The organism is Rhodococcus sp. S3 (assembly GCF_058211795.1).
Genome location: NZ_CM177074.1, coordinates 2,158,460 through 2,175,749, shown reverse-complemented (window position 1 = coordinate 2,175,749; position 17,290 = coordinate 2,158,460). Strand labels below are relative to the sequence as shown.

The 17,290-nt window shown below is 68.4% G+C and carries 18 protein-coding genes; 7 read left to right on the top strand and 11 right to left on the bottom strand.

Annotation, left to right across the window (positions count from 1 at the left end):
- Nucleotides 1–23: 23 nt before the first annotated feature.
- The 4 genes from AC0LPE_RS10135 to AC0LPE_RS10120 all read right to left on the bottom strand — a co-directional run bounded on the left by AC0LPE_RS10135 (nt 24) and on the right by AC0LPE_RS10120 (nt 5,503).
- Nucleotides 24–1,619: an MDR family MFS transporter gene (locus AC0LPE_RS10135; protein WP_229567975.1), complete on the bottom strand. Its 1,596-nt coding sequence runs from the start codon at nt 1,617–1,619 to the stop codon at nt 24–26.
- Nucleotides 1,616–2,074: a MarR family winged helix-turn-helix transcriptional regulator gene (locus AC0LPE_RS10130; RefSeq protein ID WP_160875991.1), complete on the bottom strand. Its 459-nt coding sequence runs from the start codon at nt 2,072–2,074 to the stop codon at nt 1,616–1,618. The genes AC0LPE_RS10135 and AC0LPE_RS10130 overlap by 4 nt, the downstream gene beginning before the upstream one ends.
- Nucleotides 2,075–2,225: 151 nt before the next feature.
- The gene (locus AC0LPE_RS10125) at nt 2,226–3,509 is read right to left on the bottom strand and encodes a class I SAM-dependent RNA methyltransferase (protein ID WP_160875989.1); all 1,284 of its coding nucleotides are present in this window, start codon (nt 3,507–3,509) and stop codon (nt 2,226–2,228) included.
- Nucleotides 3,506–5,503 carry an APC family permease gene (locus AC0LPE_RS10120; protein WP_229567973.1) on the bottom strand — a complete coding sequence of 666 codons (1,998 nt, stop codon included), beginning with the start codon at nt 5,501–5,503 and terminating at the stop codon, nt 3,506–3,508. The genes AC0LPE_RS10125 and AC0LPE_RS10120 overlap by 4 nt, the downstream gene beginning before the upstream one ends.
- Nucleotides 5,504–5,642: 139 nt before the next feature.
- Between AC0LPE_RS10120 and AC0LPE_RS10115 the strand changes: the two genes are divergently transcribed.
- Nucleotides 5,643–6,308, top strand: a complete 666-nt coding sequence (locus tag AC0LPE_RS10115) for a potassium channel family protein (protein WP_016694460.1) — start codon at nt 5,643–5,645, stop codon at nt 6,306–6,308.
- A gap of 25 nt (nt 6,309–6,333) precedes the next feature.
- Nucleotides 6,334–6,987: a potassium channel family protein gene (locus AC0LPE_RS10110; RefSeq protein WP_490606121.1), complete on the top strand. Its 654-nt coding sequence runs from the start codon at nt 6,334–6,336 to the stop codon at nt 6,985–6,987.
- A gap of 40 nt (nt 6,988–7,027) precedes the next feature.
- Here the strand turns inward: AC0LPE_RS10110 and AC0LPE_RS10105 are convergent, their stop codons facing one another.
- Nucleotides 7,028–7,780 (bottom strand): DUF3159 domain-containing protein, encoded by a 753-nt coding sequence (locus AC0LPE_RS10105; RefSeq protein WP_229567972.1) that lies wholly within the window; start codon nt 7,778–7,780, stop codon nt 7,028–7,030.
- Between the two features lie 75 nt (nt 7,781–7,855).
- Nucleotides 7,856–8,230, bottom strand: coding sequence for an OB-fold nucleic acid binding domain-containing protein (locus AC0LPE_RS10100; protein WP_016694463.1), 375 nt, complete (start codon nt 8,228–8,230; stop codon nt 7,856–7,858).
- A gap of 183 nt (nt 8,231–8,413) precedes the next feature.
- Here AC0LPE_RS10100 and AC0LPE_RS10095 point away from each other — a divergent pair, with 183 nt between their 5' ends.
- A complete protein-coding gene (locus AC0LPE_RS10095) occupies nt 8,414–9,145 on the top strand; it encodes an alpha/beta hydrolase (protein ID WP_216359305.1) in 732 nt (243 codons plus the stop codon).
- 12 nt (nt 9,146–9,157) lie between these two features.
- On the opposite strand, the gene AC0LPE_RS10090 is transcribed toward AC0LPE_RS10095, so the two are convergent.
- Both AC0LPE_RS10090 and dut read right to left on the bottom strand, forming a co-directional pair.
- Nucleotides 9,158–10,054, bottom strand: a complete 897-nt coding sequence (locus tag AC0LPE_RS10090; RefSeq protein ID WP_490606120.1) for a DUF3710 domain-containing protein — start codon at nt 10,052–10,054, stop codon at nt 9,158–9,160.
- Between the two features lies 1 nt (nt 10,055).
- Nucleotides 10,056–10,526, bottom strand: coding sequence for a dUTP diphosphatase (gene dut / locus AC0LPE_RS10085; RefSeq protein ID WP_016694466.1), 471 nt, complete (start codon nt 10,524–10,526; stop codon nt 10,056–10,058).
- Between the two features lie 126 nt (nt 10,527–10,652).
- Here dut and AC0LPE_RS10080 point away from each other — a divergent pair, with 126 nt between their 5' ends.
- Nucleotides 10,653–11,105, top strand: a complete 453-nt coding sequence (locus AC0LPE_RS10080; protein WP_060650904.1) for a DUF3093 domain-containing protein — start codon at nt 10,653–10,655, stop codon at nt 11,103–11,105.
- Between the two features lie 167 nt (nt 11,106–11,272).
- On the opposite strand, the gene AC0LPE_RS10075 is transcribed toward AC0LPE_RS10080, so the two are convergent.
- Nucleotides 11,273–11,575 carry a DUF4193 domain-containing protein gene (locus AC0LPE_RS10075; RefSeq protein ID WP_006551346.1) on the bottom strand — a complete coding sequence of 101 codons (303 nt, stop codon included), beginning with the start codon at nt 11,573–11,575 and terminating at the stop codon, nt 11,273–11,275.
- 361 nt (nt 11,576–11,936) lie between these two features.
- Here AC0LPE_RS10075 and cei point away from each other — a divergent pair, with 361 nt between their 5' ends.
- A complete protein-coding gene (gene cei, locus AC0LPE_RS10070; protein WP_160875979.1) occupies nt 11,937–12,620 on the top strand; it encodes an envelope integrity protein Cei in 684 nt (227 codons plus the stop codon).
- 86 nt (nt 12,621–12,706) lie between these two features.
- Here the strand turns inward: cei and AC0LPE_RS10065 are convergent, their stop codons facing one another.
- A complete protein-coding gene (locus tag AC0LPE_RS10065; RefSeq protein WP_160876032.1) occupies nt 12,707–13,597 on the bottom strand; it encodes an inositol monophosphatase family protein in 891 nt (296 codons plus the stop codon).
- A 100-nt stretch (nt 13,598–13,697) separates the two neighbouring features.
- Between AC0LPE_RS10065 and ppgK the strand changes: the two genes are divergently transcribed.
- Entirely contained in the window at nt 13,698–14,483 is a 786-nt protein-coding gene (gene ppgK, locus AC0LPE_RS10060; RefSeq protein ID WP_088898196.1) for a polyphosphate--glucose phosphotransferase, read from the top strand.
- 134 nt (nt 14,484–14,617) lie between these two features.
- Nucleotides 14,618–15,988, top strand: a complete 1,371-nt coding sequence (locus AC0LPE_RS10055; RefSeq protein ID WP_016692739.1) for an RNA polymerase sigma factor — start codon at nt 14,618–14,620, stop codon at nt 15,986–15,988.
- 82 nt (nt 15,989–16,070) lie between these two features.
- On the opposite strand, the gene AC0LPE_RS10050 is transcribed toward AC0LPE_RS10055, so the two are convergent.
- Nucleotides 16,071–17,285: a cation:proton antiporter gene (locus AC0LPE_RS10050; RefSeq protein WP_490606119.1), complete on the bottom strand. Its 1,215-nt coding sequence runs from the start codon at nt 17,283–17,285 to the stop codon at nt 16,071–16,073.
- Between the last annotated feature and the right edge of the window lie 5 nt (nt 17,286–17,290).

The window sequence follows — 17,290 nt, the reverse complement described above, 5'->3', positions numbered from 1 at the left end:
TCCGCCGGTGAGCGAGGTCACCCTCACGAGGAGATGTCGGCGCGATCTGCCGGCGACTTCTCCTCGACGAGGTCGATGGTGGTGCGCAACGCCTGGTTCGGAATCAGCACCACTGCCACCAGGGTAACGACCGCGAACGCCGCCGCCACGAGGAAGAGGGTCGCCGTCGCGTCGCCGTAGGCGGCACGGATGACTTCCGCCACGGGTGCGGGCAGCTGGGAGAAGTCGAGGCTTCCGCCCGATCCGCCGCCGGAGGTGTCCACACCGAGCTTCGCGAGGCCGTCGGCGGAGATCGTCGCGACGCGGGACGCGAGGATCGAGCCCAGCACCGACACACCGATCGCGCCACCGAAGGTGCGGAAGAAGGCGACCGAGCTGCTCGCGGCGCCGATGTTGCGCACGCTGACGGTGTTCTGCACGGCGAGGACGAGGTTCTGCATCAGCATGCCGGTGCCCAGACCCACGATCGCGATGTACACGCTGATCAGCGTGAGCGAGGTGAGGTGGTCGACCGTGCCGAGCAGGCCGAAACCGACCATCTGCAGGATCGCGCCGCCGATCAGGAAGCCCTTCCACTTGCCGAAGCGCGTGATGAGCTGACCGGAGAGCATCGACGAGACGAGCGTGCCGGCGACCATCGGGATGGTGAGCAGACCGGCCACCGTCGGGCTGTAGGCCCGCGAGGTCTGGAAGTACTGACCGAGGAAGGTCGTGGCACCGAACAGACCGATACCGACTGCCACGGACGCGATGATCGCGAGGCCGGTGGTGCGTTCGGTGACGATCTTCAGCGGGATGATCGGATCGGCGACCTTCGACTCGACGATCAGCGTCGCGACGAGCAGGACGATGCCGGCACCGACGTAGAGGGCGGACTCGAGCGAGAACCACTCGTAGTAGCCGGCCTTACCCGCGAAGGACACCCACACGAGCAGGACGCTCACGGCGGCGGTGATGAGCGTGGCTCCGAACCAGTCGATGCTCACGTTCTCCTTGCGGACGGTCGCGACGTGCAGCGTGCGCTGCAGCAGGATCAGCGCCACGACGGCGATCGGCACGCAGACGTAGAAGCACCAGCGCCAGCCGAGGAGGTCGACGATGACACCACCGAGCACGGGTCCACCCGACATGGCGACGGCCATGACGGCGCCCATGTAGCCGGAGTACCGGCCACGCTGACGGGGCGGGATGATGCTGCCGATGATCGCGACGACGAGAGCGGTCAGACCACCCATGCCGATGCCCTGGATCACGCGGGCGGCGAGCAGGACCGGCACGTTGTGCGCGATACCGGCCAGCACCGAGCCGATCACGAAGACCAGGATCCCCAGCTGGACGAGCAACTTCTTGTTGAACAGGTCGGCGAACTTGCCCCAGATGGGCGTCGACGCGGCGTTCGCGAGGAGGGCCGTGGTGATGACCCAGGCGTACTGGGTCTGGGTGCCGTTCAGGTCGGCGATGATCGTCGGCAGGGCGGTCGAGACGATCGTGCTGCTCAGCAGCGCCGTGAAGAGAGCGGCGAGGAGGCCCGACAGCACGACGAGGATCTCGCGGTGCGTCATCTGCTCCTCGGCTGCCGGAGCATCCGGCTGCGCTCCCGATCCGGAGACTGTGGTCATGAATTGGTCCTTCGAGTATCGATGACGAGCGGAGCCAGGGACGAGGTGAGACGGTCGAGCGTCGTGATGGCGCCCGCGATCTCGTCCTCGTGCCAGTCCGCGAGTTCTGCGGAGAGCCGTTCGGTTCGGCGCTTCTTCACGAGTTCGAGGATCTCGATACCCGCGACCGAACAACTCACCCGATGAGCGCGACGATCGTCGGGATCGGGATGTCGATCCACGAGGCCTCGCTCGACGAGTTCGGCGATCTGTCTGCTCAACGACGACTGGCTGACGCACATTTCGACGGCGAGCTCGCTGGGCCGGCACTCCCCCATCCGTGCGAGCACGAACAGCACCGCGACGAGCGCAGAAGGAAGCACATCGGTGTCGTGGTGCACGAGTGCACCACGCAGCGTGCGACCGAACATGAAGATGGCGTCGGCGAGTTCGTGGGCCTGAGCCTTTTCCAGCACAGCGAACCTCCGTCGGAACGAACTAATTGATTACGTCATGCAACTATACAGATTAGTTGCGTACTACAAGCAATCGTATTTTCATGTCACACCGACCACCCCGATGCGGTCTCCGTCACACCTCTTCCGAGCGGTGCGGCGGGAACCCTGTTCAACGGGTGAACAGACCGATGCATTCCACGTGATGGGTGGAGGGGAACGCCGCGAAGGCCCGGACGTCCGTCAACTCGAATCCGTGGTCCCGGTACAGACCCACGTCCCGACCGAAGGACGCGGGATCACAGCCGACGTGGACGATCCGGCGAGGTCCCGCCGCGGCCACGGCGGCCACCACGTCCTTGCCCGCCCCCGCGCGCGGCGGATCGAGGACGACCACCTCGGGAGCCGGGAGATCGGGGATGATCCGCTCCACACGTCCGTGAAGGAAGGACACCTGATCGAGGTCGGCGAGCGCCTCGATCCCATCGTCGACCGCGGTCTTCGACGACTCGACCGACACCACCCGGCCGGACGGACCGACCTGCTCGGCGAGCACGGCCGCGAAGACCCCCACTCCGCCGTACAGATCCCATGCCGTCGCACCCTCCGAGGCCCGCGCCCAGTCGGCCACCGCAGCCGAATAGGTCGACGCAGCGCCGCGATGGGCCTGCCAGAAACCGGTCGGAACCAACCGCCACTCGCGCTCGCCGACCCGCTCGACCACGCGTCCCGGGCCTTCGATCACCTTCTCCGGACGAGGCGCGTTCACCGCCGCCCGTCGCGACGCCGCGCCGCGCCGGCCCTGCCGCCGGGCACCCCCCGAGAGGACCGGAGGTGCGATCTCCACCACGTGCCGCCTGCCGTCCGCGTCGAGCACGACCTGCAGCTCCGCTCCCGGCTGCCACACACGATCGGCGAGACCGACGTAGGCGTGCGGATCGATCTGCGGGCACGCGAGTTCCGGGACGACCTCGTTGCTGCGATACCGGCGGTAACCGGGGTTCCCCACCACGTCCACCGCGAGCCGGACCCGGGTGCGCCACAGGGTGCCGTTGGACGCACCGCCCGGCACCTCCTCGACGGTCACCTCCCGGTCCACCCCACCGAGCCGACGCAGTTGTTCGGCCACCACGGCGCCCGTGAAACGGCGTTGAGCCTCGACGGTCATGTGCGAGAGATCGCAGCAACCCGCTCCCCCCGGACCGGAGATCGGGCAGACCCGCTCGAGGCGGTCCTCGGACGCCTCGAGCACGTCCTCCACGTCGGCGAAACAGAACGACCCGCCCCGATCCTCGGTGACGCGAGCGAAGACCCGCTCCCCCGGCAGTCCGTGCCGCACGAACACGACGCGTCCCTCGAACCGCGCGACACACGCACCGCCGTGGGCGGGATTGCCGAGGATCACCTCGATCCTCCGGCCGGACCAATCCGTGCGCGGGTGTGCCTGACGATTCACCGCGGTTCCTCCTCGTTGTCGAACTGTCGATCCTGCCCGTTCGGGGTGGCCCGCCCCACGGCGCCGGCGTCCGCGGACGAGCGCAGCTGCCAGGGCACACTCGTCACCATCACCCCCGGCTGGAAGAGGAGCCGGCTCTTGAGCCGCAGGGCGCTCTGGTTGTGGAGCAATTGCTCCCACCAGTGCCCCACCACGTACTCGGGGATGAAGACGGTCACGACGTCGCGGGGAGAATCACGCCGCACCCGGCGGACATAGTCGAGGACGGGCCGCGTGATCTCCCGGTAGGGCGACTCGACGACCTTCAACGGCACGGTCAGATCGCTCTTCTCCCACTCGAGGACGAGACGCCGGGTGCTCTCGTCGTCGACGTTCACGGTGATCGCCTCGAGCGTGTCGGGGCGTGTCGCCCGCGCATAGGCGAGGGCGCGCATCGTGGGCAGGTGCAGGGTCGAGACGAGCACGATCGAATGGGTGCGGCTGGGCAGCACGCCGTCCCAGTCCGCCCTCTCGAGTTCCGCGGCGACCGTGTCGTAGTGGTGCCGGATCGCCTTCATGAGCCCGAACGCGACGACCATGGTCACCACCGCGATCCACGCACCGGCGGCGAACTTGCCCGTCAGCACGACCAGCAGCACCACCGACGTGGAGACGCATCCGACACCGTTGATCCACCGCGACCGCGTCATGCGGCCCCGGGCCGCCGGATCCGTCTCGGTGCCCAGTTCCCGCGTCCAATGACGCACCATGCCGGCCTGTCCCAGGCTGAACGCGACGAACACACCCACGATGTACAGCTGGATCAACCGGGTGACCTCGGCCTCGAAGACCCACACGAAGACGATCGCGATCCCGGCGAGGAAGAGGATGCCGTTGCTGAAGGCGAGCCGGTCGCCGCGGGTGTGGAACTGGCGCGGCAGGTAGCGGTTCTGCGCGAGAACCGAACCGAGCACCGGGAATCCGTTGAAGGCCGTGTTGGCGGCGAGCACGAGGATCACGGCGGTGACGATCGTGATCAGGACGAATGCTGCCGGCACCCCCTCGAAGACGGTGTGCGCCAACTGGGAGAGCAGCGTCTTCTGCTCGTAACCCTCGGGTGCACCGCGCAGCTGGGTGTCGGGATGCTCGGCCACCACCACGCCGAGTCGCTCGGCGAGGAAGACCACCCCCAGGAACAGCGTGACGGCGACACCGCCGAGCACCAGCAGGGTCGTTGCAGCGTTGCGTGCCTTCGGCTTCTTGAAGGCCGGCACGCCCGTGCTGATCGCCTCGACACCCGTCAGCGCCGCGCAACCGGACGAGAAGGCGCGTGCGAGCAGGAGGACGAAGGCGAGCGCGGTCAGATCGGTCTGCTCGGCGACGAGTTCGAAGTCCGCCGACTCCGCACGCAGGTCGTCGCCCAGGACGAAGATCCGGAACAGCCCGGCCCCGAGCATCACCAGCATGCAGCCCACGAAGGTGTAGGTGAGCACGGCGAAGGCCCGGCCGGCGCGCCGGAGTCCGCGCAGGTTCACCGCGGTCAGCAACGCGATCGCGACGACGACGAAGAGCACCTTGTGCCGGGCGACGAACGGGACGGCCGATCCGACCGTCGCCGCCGCGGACGACAGCGACACCGCGACCGTCAGGACGTAGTCGACGAGCAGCGCACTGCCCACGGTCAATCCTGCCGTGGGGCCGAGATTCTTCGTGGCGACCTCGTAGTCGCCGCCGCCGGACGGGTAGGCGCGCACGGTCTGGCGGTAACCGGCGATCACGATCACGAGCACGAAGGCGACCGCGAGACCGATCCACGGGGAGAAGGCGTAGGCGGACAGCCCCGCGACGGACAGGACGAGGAAGATCTCCTCGGGTGCGTAGGCGACCGACGACAGCGCGTCGGAGGCGAAGACCGGCAGTGCGGTGCGCTTGGGCAGCAACTCGTGCCCGAGAGTGTCGCTGCGGAAAGGGCGACCCAGCACGAGCCGCTTCGCCGCGGTGGAAAGCTTGGACACGCGCAAAGCCTATGCGGTTCCGGCCCCGAAGTACCCCTCGGCCGGGTCACGACCTCTCGAAGATCGTCACGCGGTACCGTTCGGATCGGCGGTCCGCTGCGGTCCGTCTCGGAAAGATCGACCGGAACGGAGTCCACGGGTGTACGTGGTGGTGATGGGGTGCGGTCGGGTCGGTTCGGCGGTGGCCACCGCTCTCGTCCGGCTCGGTCACGAGGTCGCGGTCATCGACCGCGACGAGAGCGCGTTCGGACGGCTCGGCCCGGACTTCCCCGGGCACACGGTGCTCGGCATGGGCTTCGACCGCGACGTCCTGATCTCCGCCGGCATCGAACGAGCCGATGCCTTCGCGGCGGTCTCGTCCGGCGACAACTCGAACATCATCTCGACGCGCGTGGCCCGGGAGACCTTCGGCGTCGAGCGCGTCGTCGCGAGGATCTACGACGCCAAGCGGGCCGCGGCATACGAGCGGCTCGGCATCCCCACCGTGGCGACGGTGCCGTGGACCACCGACCGTTTCCTGCATGCGCTCACGCACGACAGCGAGACCGCCCGTTGGCGCGATCCCACCGGATCCGTCGCCATCGCCGAGGTGAACGTGCACGAGGGGTGGGTCGGACGACGCGTCACCGAACTCGAGGAGGCCACGGGTTCGCGTGTCGCGTTCCTGATCCGGTTCGGCACCGGACTGCTGCCCGACCGCAGGACGGTGCTGCAGGCCGACGACTCCGTCTACATCGCGGCCGTGTCGGGTTCGGTCTCGGAGGCGATCACGCACGCCGAGAACCCGCCGGTCGACGAGAACTGACCCGTCCACCCGAGAGGAAGCCCACATGAAGGTGGCGATCGCCGGCGCCGGCGCGGTGGGGCGCTCGATAGCGCGGGAGCTGCTGCGCAACGCCCACGAGGTGATGCTCATCGAACGCAAGCTCGACCACGTCGAACCCGAGTCCGTGCCGGACGCGACATGGGTCCACGCCGACGCCTGCGAACTCAGCTCGCTCGAATCCACCGGACTCGAACAGTACGACGTCGTGATCGCGGCGACGGGTGACGACAAGGCCAACCTGGTCCTCAGCCTGCTCGCGACCACCGAGTTCGGTGTCCCGCGGGTCGTGGCCCGCGTCAACGATCCGCGCAACGAGTGGCTGTTCGACGAATCGTGGGGTGTGGATGTCGCGGTCTCCACCCCGCGCATGCTTGCGGCGCTGGTCGAAGAGGCCGTCACCGTGGGCGATCTGGTGCGGCTGATGACGCTGCGCAAGGGCGCGAATCTGGTGGAGGTCACCCTGCGCGACACCACCGCCCTCGCCGGGAAACCGGTCCGGAAACTGGAACTGCCGCGCGATACGGCCCTGGTGGCGGTCCTGCGCGGAGGGCGGGTGATCGTCCCGCAGCCGGACGACCCGCTCGAAGGCGGGGACGAACTGCTGTTCGTCACGGCGGAGGACGTCGAGGACGATCTCCGGCAGGCGGTGAACCGCTAGTCGCGGAGGCTGTGCCGACTGGTCGCGGAGGCTGTGCCGACTAGTCGCGGAGCCGGTGCTGGCCGGGGAGTCGGTGCTCGTCGCGCGCGCCGTGCTCGTCACGGGACTTGTTCGACAGCGCGTCGTCCGCCGCCGGATCATCGGTCGGTGCGGCGTCGACCGATGCGTCGTCGACCGTCTCCGCGGGCGGGGGTTCGACGATGCGGTCGGCACGCCGGACCGCCCAGAGGGTCACGAGCAGGGCCAGCGCGGTCAGCGGCCAGCCCATGCCGATCCGGGCCACCGCGAGCCAGCCGGTGCGGTCCTCGTCGTAGAGGTGGTTCTGCACGAGATAGCGTCCGAGGAAGACCAGGGTCCATGCGAGGGTCGCGACGTCGTACGCGCGCACCGCGGTGTGATGCGAGCGCCACCGCGATCCCTGGCCGTTGAGCATTCCCCAGATCACGCCCACGAGCGGTCTGCGGACGAGCACGGACAACAGGAAGGCGCCCCCGTAGACCAGGCTCGCGTAGATCCCGAAGAGGAAGTATCCCTTCGCATCGCCGGTGCGATGAGCGATGAAGGCACACAGCGCGACTCCGAAGAAGCCCGAGATCGCGGGCTGGATCGGGGTGCGCTGGATCAAACGCCACACGAGCACCGCGAGAGCGACGCCCAGCGCGGACCAGATGGCGACGGTGAGGCCCCAGAGACTGTTGACGGGAACGAACACCAGGACCGGCAGCGTCGAATAGATCAACCCGCTGATACCACCGAGTTGTTCGAGCATCGTCTGCTGGTTGGTGTCGCTCACTCCTACGAGCCTGCCACATCCGGCACAGGGCCACGACCCCGCATGCACCGGGTTGTCGCCCCCGAGGTGCACCGATCAGGCGGGCTCGCGCAGCTCGTAGTAGGGGTTGTAGATCACCTTGCGTCCGTCGCGTTCGCCGACACGACCGCGCACCGTCAACGTACGCCCGGGCTCGATTCCCGGGATGCGCCGACGGCCGATCCACACGAGCTGGATCGAGTCGGTCCCGTCGAAGAACTCCGCTTCGACGACGGCGGCAGCAGCACGCGAACACGACTCGACACTGCGAAGACGTCCGTACATGGTCACTTCCTGACCGCGGGCGCATTCGACGACGGGTAGAGCGCCCGTGGAGTGCGAGGATTCGGCCATCTCCTCGGCATCGAGTTCTTCGATGTCCTCGGTGAGCCGCCGTGTGAGCCGACGCAGGTAGCCGGCCGGGGAAGCCATAACACGCTCCTGTACGGAAGGGGCACGGATCTCGTGCCACCGGACTCTTCTTCGACCGCCACTGTAGACGCATTCTCGCCGGATACAAGTTGCACGGTGCACACGCGCGTGCAGCCGCCCTCCGTCCTGCTGTGCGGGCAGGTGAGCGCAGTCTCCGGGGGCCGATGGTGCAGGATCGTCCGCATGTCCCACAGCGAATCCCCGGTCCCCCCGACCGTCGGCACCGCGGTCGTGCTTCCCGGCACGGGTTCGGACGCATGCTTCGCCGAGAAGGCGTTCGGCGCCGAACTCCGACGGCGGGGCATCACCCCGATCGCCGTCGATCCGGATCCGCGCGGTGTGGTGGCCAGCTATCTCGCCGCGCTCGACGACGCGGCCGGGAACGGACCGATCCTCGTGGGAGGGGTGTCGATCGGAGCGGCCGTCGCGGTGAGGTGGGCGTTCGACAATCCGGGCCGGGCCGTCGGCGTCCTCGCTGCCCTACCTGCATGGACCGGCGATCCGCGGGAGGCGCCGGCCGCCGCGAGTGCGCGGTGGACGGCCTCCGAGCTACGGACCCACGGGATCGATGCGGTCACCGCTGCGATGACGGCGTCGAGCCCGTCCTGGCTCGCGCGGGAACTGAGGCGTTCGTGGAGCGCCCAATGGCCCGATCTCCCGGCCGCACTGGACGAGGCCGCGCGCTATCGGGCACTCGACGTCGACGAACTGCGGTCCGTGGCCGTGCCGGTCGGCATCGCCGCCGCGGTGGACGACGCGGTCCATCCGCTCGAGGTGGGGCGGCAATGGGCGCGGGAGATCCCTCGCGCGGAACTCGCGACGGTGACACTCGAACAGGTCGGGGACGATCCCTCCGTGCTCGGGAGGCTGTGCCTCACCGCGCTCGACAGGATCGTCCCCGTCCCGAACCGATGATCGGTCTCGGTGTCAGAAGCCGAGTTGCTGCATCGCCGAACCGGATTCGCCCCGACGCGGCGGCGTCTGCTGAGTGGGCGGAACCTGCTGCGTCTGCTGGGTGGGCTGTGCCGGCGGGGCCGTCCGCGGAGCGGGTTGCGCCGGATCCGTGCCCTGCTGGGGCGCGGCCTGTTGTTGCTGCTGCGCGGCGGCGGCCTGTTGTTGCTGCTGCGCGGCAGCGGCCTGCTGTTGCTGCTGCTGGGCCGCGACGAGCTGGCGGGTGAGTGCCTCGGGCAGCACGATCGGCAGCGGCGTACGGACCGGATGGGGCTCGGATCCGCGGCGGACGACGGTGCCGGAGATCACCGACCGCGCGATCCCGACGAGTTCGGAGTCGGCTCCGGCGTTCCCCGCGGGCGCTGCGACGACACAGCGGATCATCCAGCGGAAGCCGTCGACACCGATGAACCGGAGATCCGCGTTCGCGGTCCTGCCGTGCAGCTCGCGGCCCCACGGCCCCGATTCGATGCTGACCTCGGCCTTGTCGTTGCGCAGCGTCTCCGCGAGCTCCGCGGCGACCTCGCGCCACTGTCCCGGCGACTTCGGTGCCGCGTACGCGGAGACCGTGATGCGCCCGAACTGGGTCACGAGGTGGACGTTCTGCGGCGTGCCGTTCGGTGCCATCTCGACCTGGATCTGGCCACCGGCCGGGAGCGGAACGAGCACGGATCCGAGGTCGAGACGGGAGGCCGTCACCGTCTCCTCGTCGACCTCGTCGATGTCGTACGGGCCGGAATCGGCCGCACTTCCGGTGGCGTACTCGTCGTACTCCTCGTCGGAGGGCTCGTCGTACGCGCCGAGGTCGCCGGCGGGTGCGGCGTCGGCCGCCTCGACGTTCGACCCGCGGTCCTTGCGGCGTCGTCCGAACATGTCAGGAACCCTCCTTCACGAGGCCGGCGTGCCCGCCGCTCGATCCGTATCCGCCGCTGCCCCGCGCCGTGTCGTCGAGCTCGTCCACTTCGACGAAGTCGACGAGTTCGACACGCTGGACGAGCAGCTGCGCGATGCGGTCGCCCCGGCGGAGTTCGACGGCGCGCTCGGTGTCGTGGTTGATCAGGCACACCTTGATCTCTCCACGGTAGCCCGCGTCGACCGTCCCGGGAGTGTTCACGACGGACAGGCCGAACTTGGCGGCGAGGCCCGAACGGGGGTGGATCAGGCCGACCGTGCCCACGGGCAGCGCGACGGCGATGCCGGTGCCGACGAGCGCCCGCTCCCCCGGGCCGAGAGTCACGTCGACCGACGTGCACAGGTCCACACCGGCGTCACCGGGGTGGGCACGAGTGGGCACGGGGAGCTCCGGATCGAGCCGGCGCAGCGGTATCGGGGGAAGATCGGTCACGTCGTCCGAGACTACTCGCGTGCCGGGCCGCTCCACCGAGCCGACTATCCTTACGGTGTGTCCCGTTCCTCGCGCACCTCACCGACTACTCCTCCGACGGCCGACGCTCCGACCTTCTCGGAGCGGATGTGGGTACCGTGGTGGTGGTGGCCGATCGGGCTCGGTGTGGCCGCTCTGCTCGCGGCCGAGCTGCACATGGGCGCGCCGGGGATGTACGCGTGGCTGCCCTACGTCCTTCTGCTCCCGGTGCCGATCTGGGTGCTCACCTGGCTCTCACGCAGTCGGGTCGAGGTGGTCGGCGGCGAACTCGTCGTCGGTCGCGCACATCTGCCCGTCGACGTGATCTCGCGGGGTGTGGTGGTGCCGGCGTCGGCCAAGAGTGCCGCGATGGGACGCCAGCTCGATCCGGCGGCGTTCGTCCAGCACCGCCCCTGGGTGCGGACCATGGCGCTCGTCGTGCTCGACGACCCGGAAGATCCGACGCCCTACTGGCTGGTGAGCACGCGGCGGCCTGCCGAACTGCTCGCGGCGCTGGGTTGCGACGAGTCGGGCCGCAAGGACGATCCGACCCGCAAGTAGGGCTGCTCGAACGGGAATCGGCCCCGGATACGACAGGGCCCGGATACGACAGGGCCCGGATGCCGGGAACAGCGGAGGCTGCCGCGGCGCCGGGGCACGCACGAGGGAGACGCGGGTGACCACGGCGCACCGTCGTCACCCGGCCTCGTTCCGCACCTATGTCCTCATCACGCTGCGCAGTCCCGGCAGATCATGACACCGTTCTCCTCGCTTGCGAGTCTGCTCCGGTGATGCACCAGGAAACAGCTCGAGCAGGTGAACTCGTCGGCCTGCTTCGGGACGACACGCACCGACAGCTCTTCGCCGGACAGATCCGCCCCGGGCAGCTCGAAGGACTCGGCGGTGTCCGATTCGTCGACGTCCACCACCGCGGACTGGGCCTCGTTGCGCCGGGCCTTCAGTTCCTCGAGTGAATCCTCCGACACATCGTCGCTGTCGGTCCGCCGGGGTGCGTCGTAGTCAGTCGCCATTTCCTCTTACCTTCTAGTACTCGTACCGGTAGCCGGCCGGGACACGGACGGTGCTCCCGGCCAGGGCAACGCACGGCCGTCCGTTGGAGTTCCCGACGGGCGTGTCACTGCTGTGGCATACCCGAATTCACTCTGTTTTCGCGCCGCACCGCCCCTTCTTGGACGGTTCGGCCGCCGAACAATAGCCGACCTCACGCACGAATATGCAATCGATGCGTGGAACCGCCGGAAATTGTCGGGCAATCGTCATCAACAACACAACGACTCGTGACATTTCCTCGGGTCGGCGGTTCCACCGACCACGTCCACGACCTCTACAGTGAGTGCGACGAACCCGGCATGACACGAGAGGCAGGGCCGCGTGGTTTCCCTGATCACCGAAGGAAGCGCAAACGATGATCGCGGCCGCCCGTTCCGTCGGCGCCGGGTGGTCCCGGCCGCCGTCGCGGGTGCCGTCCTCGCCGCCGCCACCATCGTCGTGTGGACCTCCGTGTTCACCTCGTCCGAGCCCGTCACGACCACCGTGGCATGCAACGCTCCCCCGACCGAGGCCACCGATCCCGAAGGCCCGCAACCGGCGCCGCTCGGCGAGGTCGTGGACCGATCGACGCTGCTCGAGGTCGAACCCGCTCCCCTGGCGGCCACCCGGGTCCGGGTCTACAACGCCAACGGCGAACGCGGCCAGGCCACGCACGTGGCCGCCCAGTTGAGCGATTACGGTTTCTCGAGCCCGCCCGACGTGCAGGCCGGCAACGATCCGGTCTACGTCGACCAGAACATGCAGTGCCAGGGGCAGATCCGCTTCGGCGAGGCCGGACGCGCGGCTGCGTCCTCGGTGTGGTTGCTCGCCCCGTGCGCCGAGTTGGTGCAGGACACACGCGAGGACGACACGGTCGATCTCGCGCTGGGGACCTACTTCCGGGACATCTCCCCCGGGGCGGATGCCGAGGAGGTCCTGCGAGCGCTACGCGAGGTCCCGGTGGGCGAGCAGACGGCTCCGCTCGACCTCGATCTGCTCACGGCCGCACGCAATGCCCGGTGCTGAATCTCTTTTCACAGACCGTGCATCCTGTTTTTCGTCACTACTGCGATAAAAGGTGACGAACGGCAATTCGTGATGTGACGAATCGGTCAATTCGGAATTGGGTCGAGCGCTCCGATTTCGGCGAGCAGAGTTTCGAAATCGGCGGCGATCCCCGGCGCGGCCGCGACCGTGAGCTCGCCGTCGTCCCCGGTGCCGTTCGGGACACGTACCACGGCACCGGCTTCCGCGGCGACGAGCGCACCCGCCGCCCAGTCCCAGGGACCGAGTCCGTGTTCGTAGTGGGCGTCGACCCTGCCGGCCGCGACCATGCACAGGTCCAGGGCGGCCGCTCCGACCCGCCGGATGTCGCGCACCCGCGGTAGCAGCGCCGCCACCAGTTCTCCCTGCCGTGCACGCCGTTCCGAGGAGTACGAGAACCCGGTGGCCACGAGCGCCAGCTGCAGATCCGTTATCGGATTACAGCGCAACGGGACCCGCGTGCCATTCGTTTCGAGATGGGCACCGAGACCTTCTGCCGCCGAGAACGTCTCCCCCGATGCGATGGCGACGACTGCGCCGGCCACCGAGCGTCCGTCGACCTGCGCAGCCACCGACACCGCCGACGCCGGGAGTCCGTAGACGAAGTTGACGGTGCCGTCGATGGGATCGACCACCCAGACGACGCCTCTCGCAGTCGACGTTCCAGCGTCGCCTCCGGTCTCCTCCCCCAGGAAGGCATCCCCGGGCCGCAGCACGGCAAGTCGGCGCCGGATGAGCTCTTCGCTCTCGGTGTCGGCCACTGTGACGGGATCGGTCACTGTCGACTTCGTCCCGACACGGGTGATCTCGCCCGATCCCGGAGGGCCGAACAACGTGGCCCTACGTCCTCGTACGTAGGCTGCGGCCTCCCGCGCGACGGTCACGGCGACGTCCCTCAAGCCGGACAACTCGGATGCGGAGAGCGTTCTCTGTGTATGCACGAACCGATCCGAACACAGCGCCGAGCGTTTCGCCAGTGTGTGCCGCACCGGTCACACGGGCATTATCGTTTCCACACGAGCGGAGCAGACGGCCCCACCCAGCGAGAGGAAGTACGCAATGGCACAGGACGTCCCCACGGACCGATCGACTGCCGTCAACCACGGGTTCGGAGTCGACATCGGGGGCAGTGGCGTCAAGGGTGCCGTGGTGGATCTCGACACGGGCCGTCTGGTAGGCGACCGGATCAAGATCCTCACTCCGCAACCGTCCACTCCGGAGGCCGTGGCGAAGACGGTGGCGCAGATCGTCGAGCAGGCCGGCTGGACGGGCCCCGTCGGCGTGACACTGCCGAGCGTGGTCACCGGAGGCGTCGCCCGCACCGCCGCCAACATCGACAAGTCGTGGATCGGCACCGACGCCGGATCCCTCTTCTCGCGGGTGCTCGGCGACCGGGACGTCTCGGTGCTCAACGACGCGGATGCCGCGGGGATCGCCGAGGACCGCTTCGGTGCCGCCAAGGACACCGACGGCGTGGTGATCCTGCTGACCTTCGGCACCGGGATCGGTTCGGCCGTGCTGCACAACGGTGTACTGCTGCCCAACACCGAGTTCGGACACATGGAGGTCGACGGCAAGGAGGCCGAGCACCGCGCCGCTTCGTCGGTCAAGGAACGCAACGACCTGTCGTACAAGCAGTGGGCGAAGGAGGTCTCCCGCGTCCTCACCCGCTTCGAGGCCCTGCTCTGGCCCGACCTGTTCATCGTGGGCGGCGGTATCAGCCGCAAGCACGAGAAGTGGGTCCCACTCCTGACCAACCGCACCCCGGTGGTCCCCGCCGAACTGCGCAACGCGGCGGGAATCGTAGGGGCTGCATATGCCGCGAAAACAGGTGTCACTCCCTGAGTCCGGCGCATCGGCTGCCCGAGGGATCGTTACAATGGTCCCCAGCAGGCCGGAACCGGCCCCCATCCCGACAGACCTCTCCGCCGGAATCACTCTGGCGCGACGCCGCACTACCTCGTCACGAAAGGGCGTACGTGGCAGCCACCGACATCCACACCGCTGATTCCGCCAACGAATCGGCACCCGTTGCGGACGCTTCGAGCGTCGCAGGCGCTGCGGACTCCGCGGAGGGCACCGCTCCCGGTGCCAAGCCGCCGGCGAAGAAGACCGCTGCGAAGAAGGCCCCCGCGAAGAAGGCAGCCGCCAAGAAGGCTCCTGCGAAGAAGGCAGCCAAGAAGACCACCGCGAAGAAGGCAGCAAAGAAAGCCACGAAGGCTGCAGGTTCGGGCGACGAGGACTTCGACGCCACCGAGGAAGCGGACCTCGCAGACCTCGAGGTCTCGGAGGGTGATCTCGCCGGCGCCGAGGATGTCGTGGTCGACGACGACGAGCCCAGCGAGAAGGACAAGGCCTCGGGCGACTTCGTCTGGGACGAGGAGGAGTCCGAGGCGCTGCGTCAGGCACGCAAGGACGCCGAGCTCACCGCGTCGGCCGACTCCGTGCGCGCCTACCTCAAGCAGATCGGCAAGGTCGCCCTCCTCAACGCCGAGGAGGAGGTCGAGCTCGCCAAGCGCATCGAGGCAGGTCTGTACGCGACCCACATGCTGCAGCAGCTGGCGGAGAAGGGCGAGAAGCTCCCCGTCGCCCAGCGCCGCGATCTGAACTGGATCTGCCGCGACGGCAACCGGGCCAAGAACCACCTGCTCGAGGCGAACCTCCGCCTCGTCGTCTCGCTCGCCAAGCGCTACACCGGCCGCGGCATGGCGTTCCTGGACCTCATCCAGGAAGGCAACCTCGGTCTGATCCGCGCGGTCGAGAAGTTCGACTACACCAAGGGTTACAAGTTCTCCACCTACGCCACCTGGTGGATCCGTCAGGCCATCACCCGCGCCATGGCCGACCAGGCCCGCACCATCCGTATCCCGGTGCACATGGTCGAGGTCATCAACAAGCTCGGTCGTATCCAGCGCGAGCTGCTCCAGGATCTGGGCCGCGAGCCCACACCCGAGGAGCTCGCCAAGGAAATGGACATCACGCCGGAGAAGGTGCTGGAGATCCAGCAGTACGCGCGTGAGCCCATCTCCCTCGACCAGACGATCGGCGACGAGGGCGACAGCCAGCTCGGCGACTTCATCGAGGACTCCGAGGCCGTCGTGGCCGTCGACGCCGTCTCCTTCACCCTGCTGCAGGATCAGCTGCAGTCGGTGCTCGAGACCCTGTCCGAGCGCGAAGCGGGCGTCGTGCGTCTGCGCTTCGGCCTCACCGACGGCCAGCCGCGCACCCTCGACGAGATCGGTCAGGTCTACGGCGTGACGCGCGAGCGCATCCGCCAGATCGAGTCGAAGACCATGTCGAAGCTGCGCCACCCGTCGCGGTCGCAGGTGCTGCGCGACTACCTCGACTGATCTCCGTCACGCAGAACAATCGCACGGAACGAGGGCCATCCGATCGGGTGGCCCTCGTTCTGCGTTCCGGGCCACAGGCCCGCTAGAGGAGTTCCGGCTCGTCTCCGGGAAGGCGCTGGCGCCCCTCGCGTCCGGGGAGCCGTGTGGATGCGAACCGCATGACCGGTTCGACGACACGCGCGGCCACCGGACCGAGCACCGCGGTGATCATCACGTATGCCGAGGCGAGAGCCGCGAGGCGGCTGTCGACGTGGCCGGAGGCGACGGCCAGACCGGCGATCACGATGGAGAACTCTCCTCGGGCGATGAGCGCCGCGCCGGCGCGGGCCCGGCCCATCACGGCGATACCGTGATGGGCCGCCGCGATCCATCCGGTGACGAGCTTCGTCAGCGCGGTCAGCACGGCCAGCAGGACCGCCCAGCCGAGCACCGGCGGTATAGCCGTCGGATCGGTGTTCAGTCCGAAGAAGACGAAGAAGATGGCGGCGAACAGGTCGCGGAGCGGTTCGAGGACCCGGACCGCGTTGTGTGCCGTCGAACCGGAGATGGCGATGCCCAGTAGGAAGGCTCCCACGGCCGCCGACACCTGCAGGGCCGACGCGATCCCCGCCACCAGCAGCGCTGCGCCGAGCAGCTTGAGCAACAGCGTTTCCCGGTCGGGGCTGTCGAGCACGACCGAGACGTAGCGTCCGTACCGCACCACCAGGACCAGCACCACGGTGACGAGACCGAGCGAGATCGCGACGGCTTCGAGGCCGCCGAGCAGGCTCACGCCCGCCAGGATCGCGGTGAGGATCGGGAGGTAGACGGCCATCGCGAGATCCTCGAAGACGAGAATCGACAGGACGACCGGTGTCTCACGATTGCCGAGGCGTCCCAGATCGGCGAGAACCTTCGCCACGATCCCGGACGACGAGATGTAGGTCACGCCCGCGAGCACGAAGGCGCCGATGGGACCGAGCCCCAGGATCAACGCGACGGCGGCTCCGGGCACCGCATTCAGAGCAAGGTCGAGCAGGCCTCCCATCCGGGAGCGTCTCAGGCCGCTGATCAACTCGTTCGCGGTGTACTCGAGCCCGAGCAGCAACAGCAGCAGGACCACGCCGATCTCGCTGGCGAGGTGACTGAACGCCCCGATGTCGCCGAGTTGGATGAAGCCACCGTTGCCGAAGCACAGGCCGCCGATCAGATAGAACGGGATCGGCGACATGCCGATCCGCGCCGCGAGCCGGCCGAGGACGCCGAGTCCGAAGAACACCGCACCCAGTTCGATGAGTGCGAGTGTCGTGGTGTTCATTCCGC

Coding starts and splice junctions, on each gene's coding strand:
- AC0LPE_RS10075 (WP_006551346.1), bottom strand. CDS start 11,575: ATGGCGACTGACTACGACGCACCCCGGCGGACCGACAGCGACGATGTG.
- AC0LPE_RS10080 (WP_060650904.1), top strand. CDS start 10,653: ATGTGGGTACCGTGGTGGTGGTGGCCGATCGGGCTCGGTGTGGCCGCT.
- AC0LPE_RS10100 (WP_016694463.1), bottom strand. CDS start 8,230: ATGGCTTCCCCGGCCGGCTACCTGCGTCGGCTCACACGGCGGCTCACC.
- AC0LPE_RS10090 (WP_490606120.1), bottom strand. CDS start 10,054: ATGTTCGGACGACGCCGCAAGGACCGCGGGTCGAACGTCGAGGCGGCC.
- AC0LPE_RS10050 (WP_490606119.1), bottom strand. CDS start 17,285: ATGAACACCACGACACTCGCACTCATCGAACTGGGTGCGGTGTTCTTC.
- AC0LPE_RS10110 (WP_490606121.1), top strand. CDS start 6,334: ATGAAGGTGGCGATCGCCGGCGCCGGCGCGGTGGGGCGCTCGATAGCG.
- ppgK (WP_088898196.1), top strand. CDS start 13,698: ATGGCACAGGACGTCCCCACGGACCGATCGACTGCCGTCAACCACGGG.
- AC0LPE_RS10135 (WP_229567975.1), bottom strand. CDS start 1,619: ATGACCACAGTCTCCGGATCGGGAGCGCAGCCGGATGCTCCGGCAGCC.
- AC0LPE_RS10095 (WP_216359305.1), top strand. CDS start 8,414: ATGTCCCACAGCGAATCCCCGGTCCCCCCGACCGTCGGCACCGCGGTC.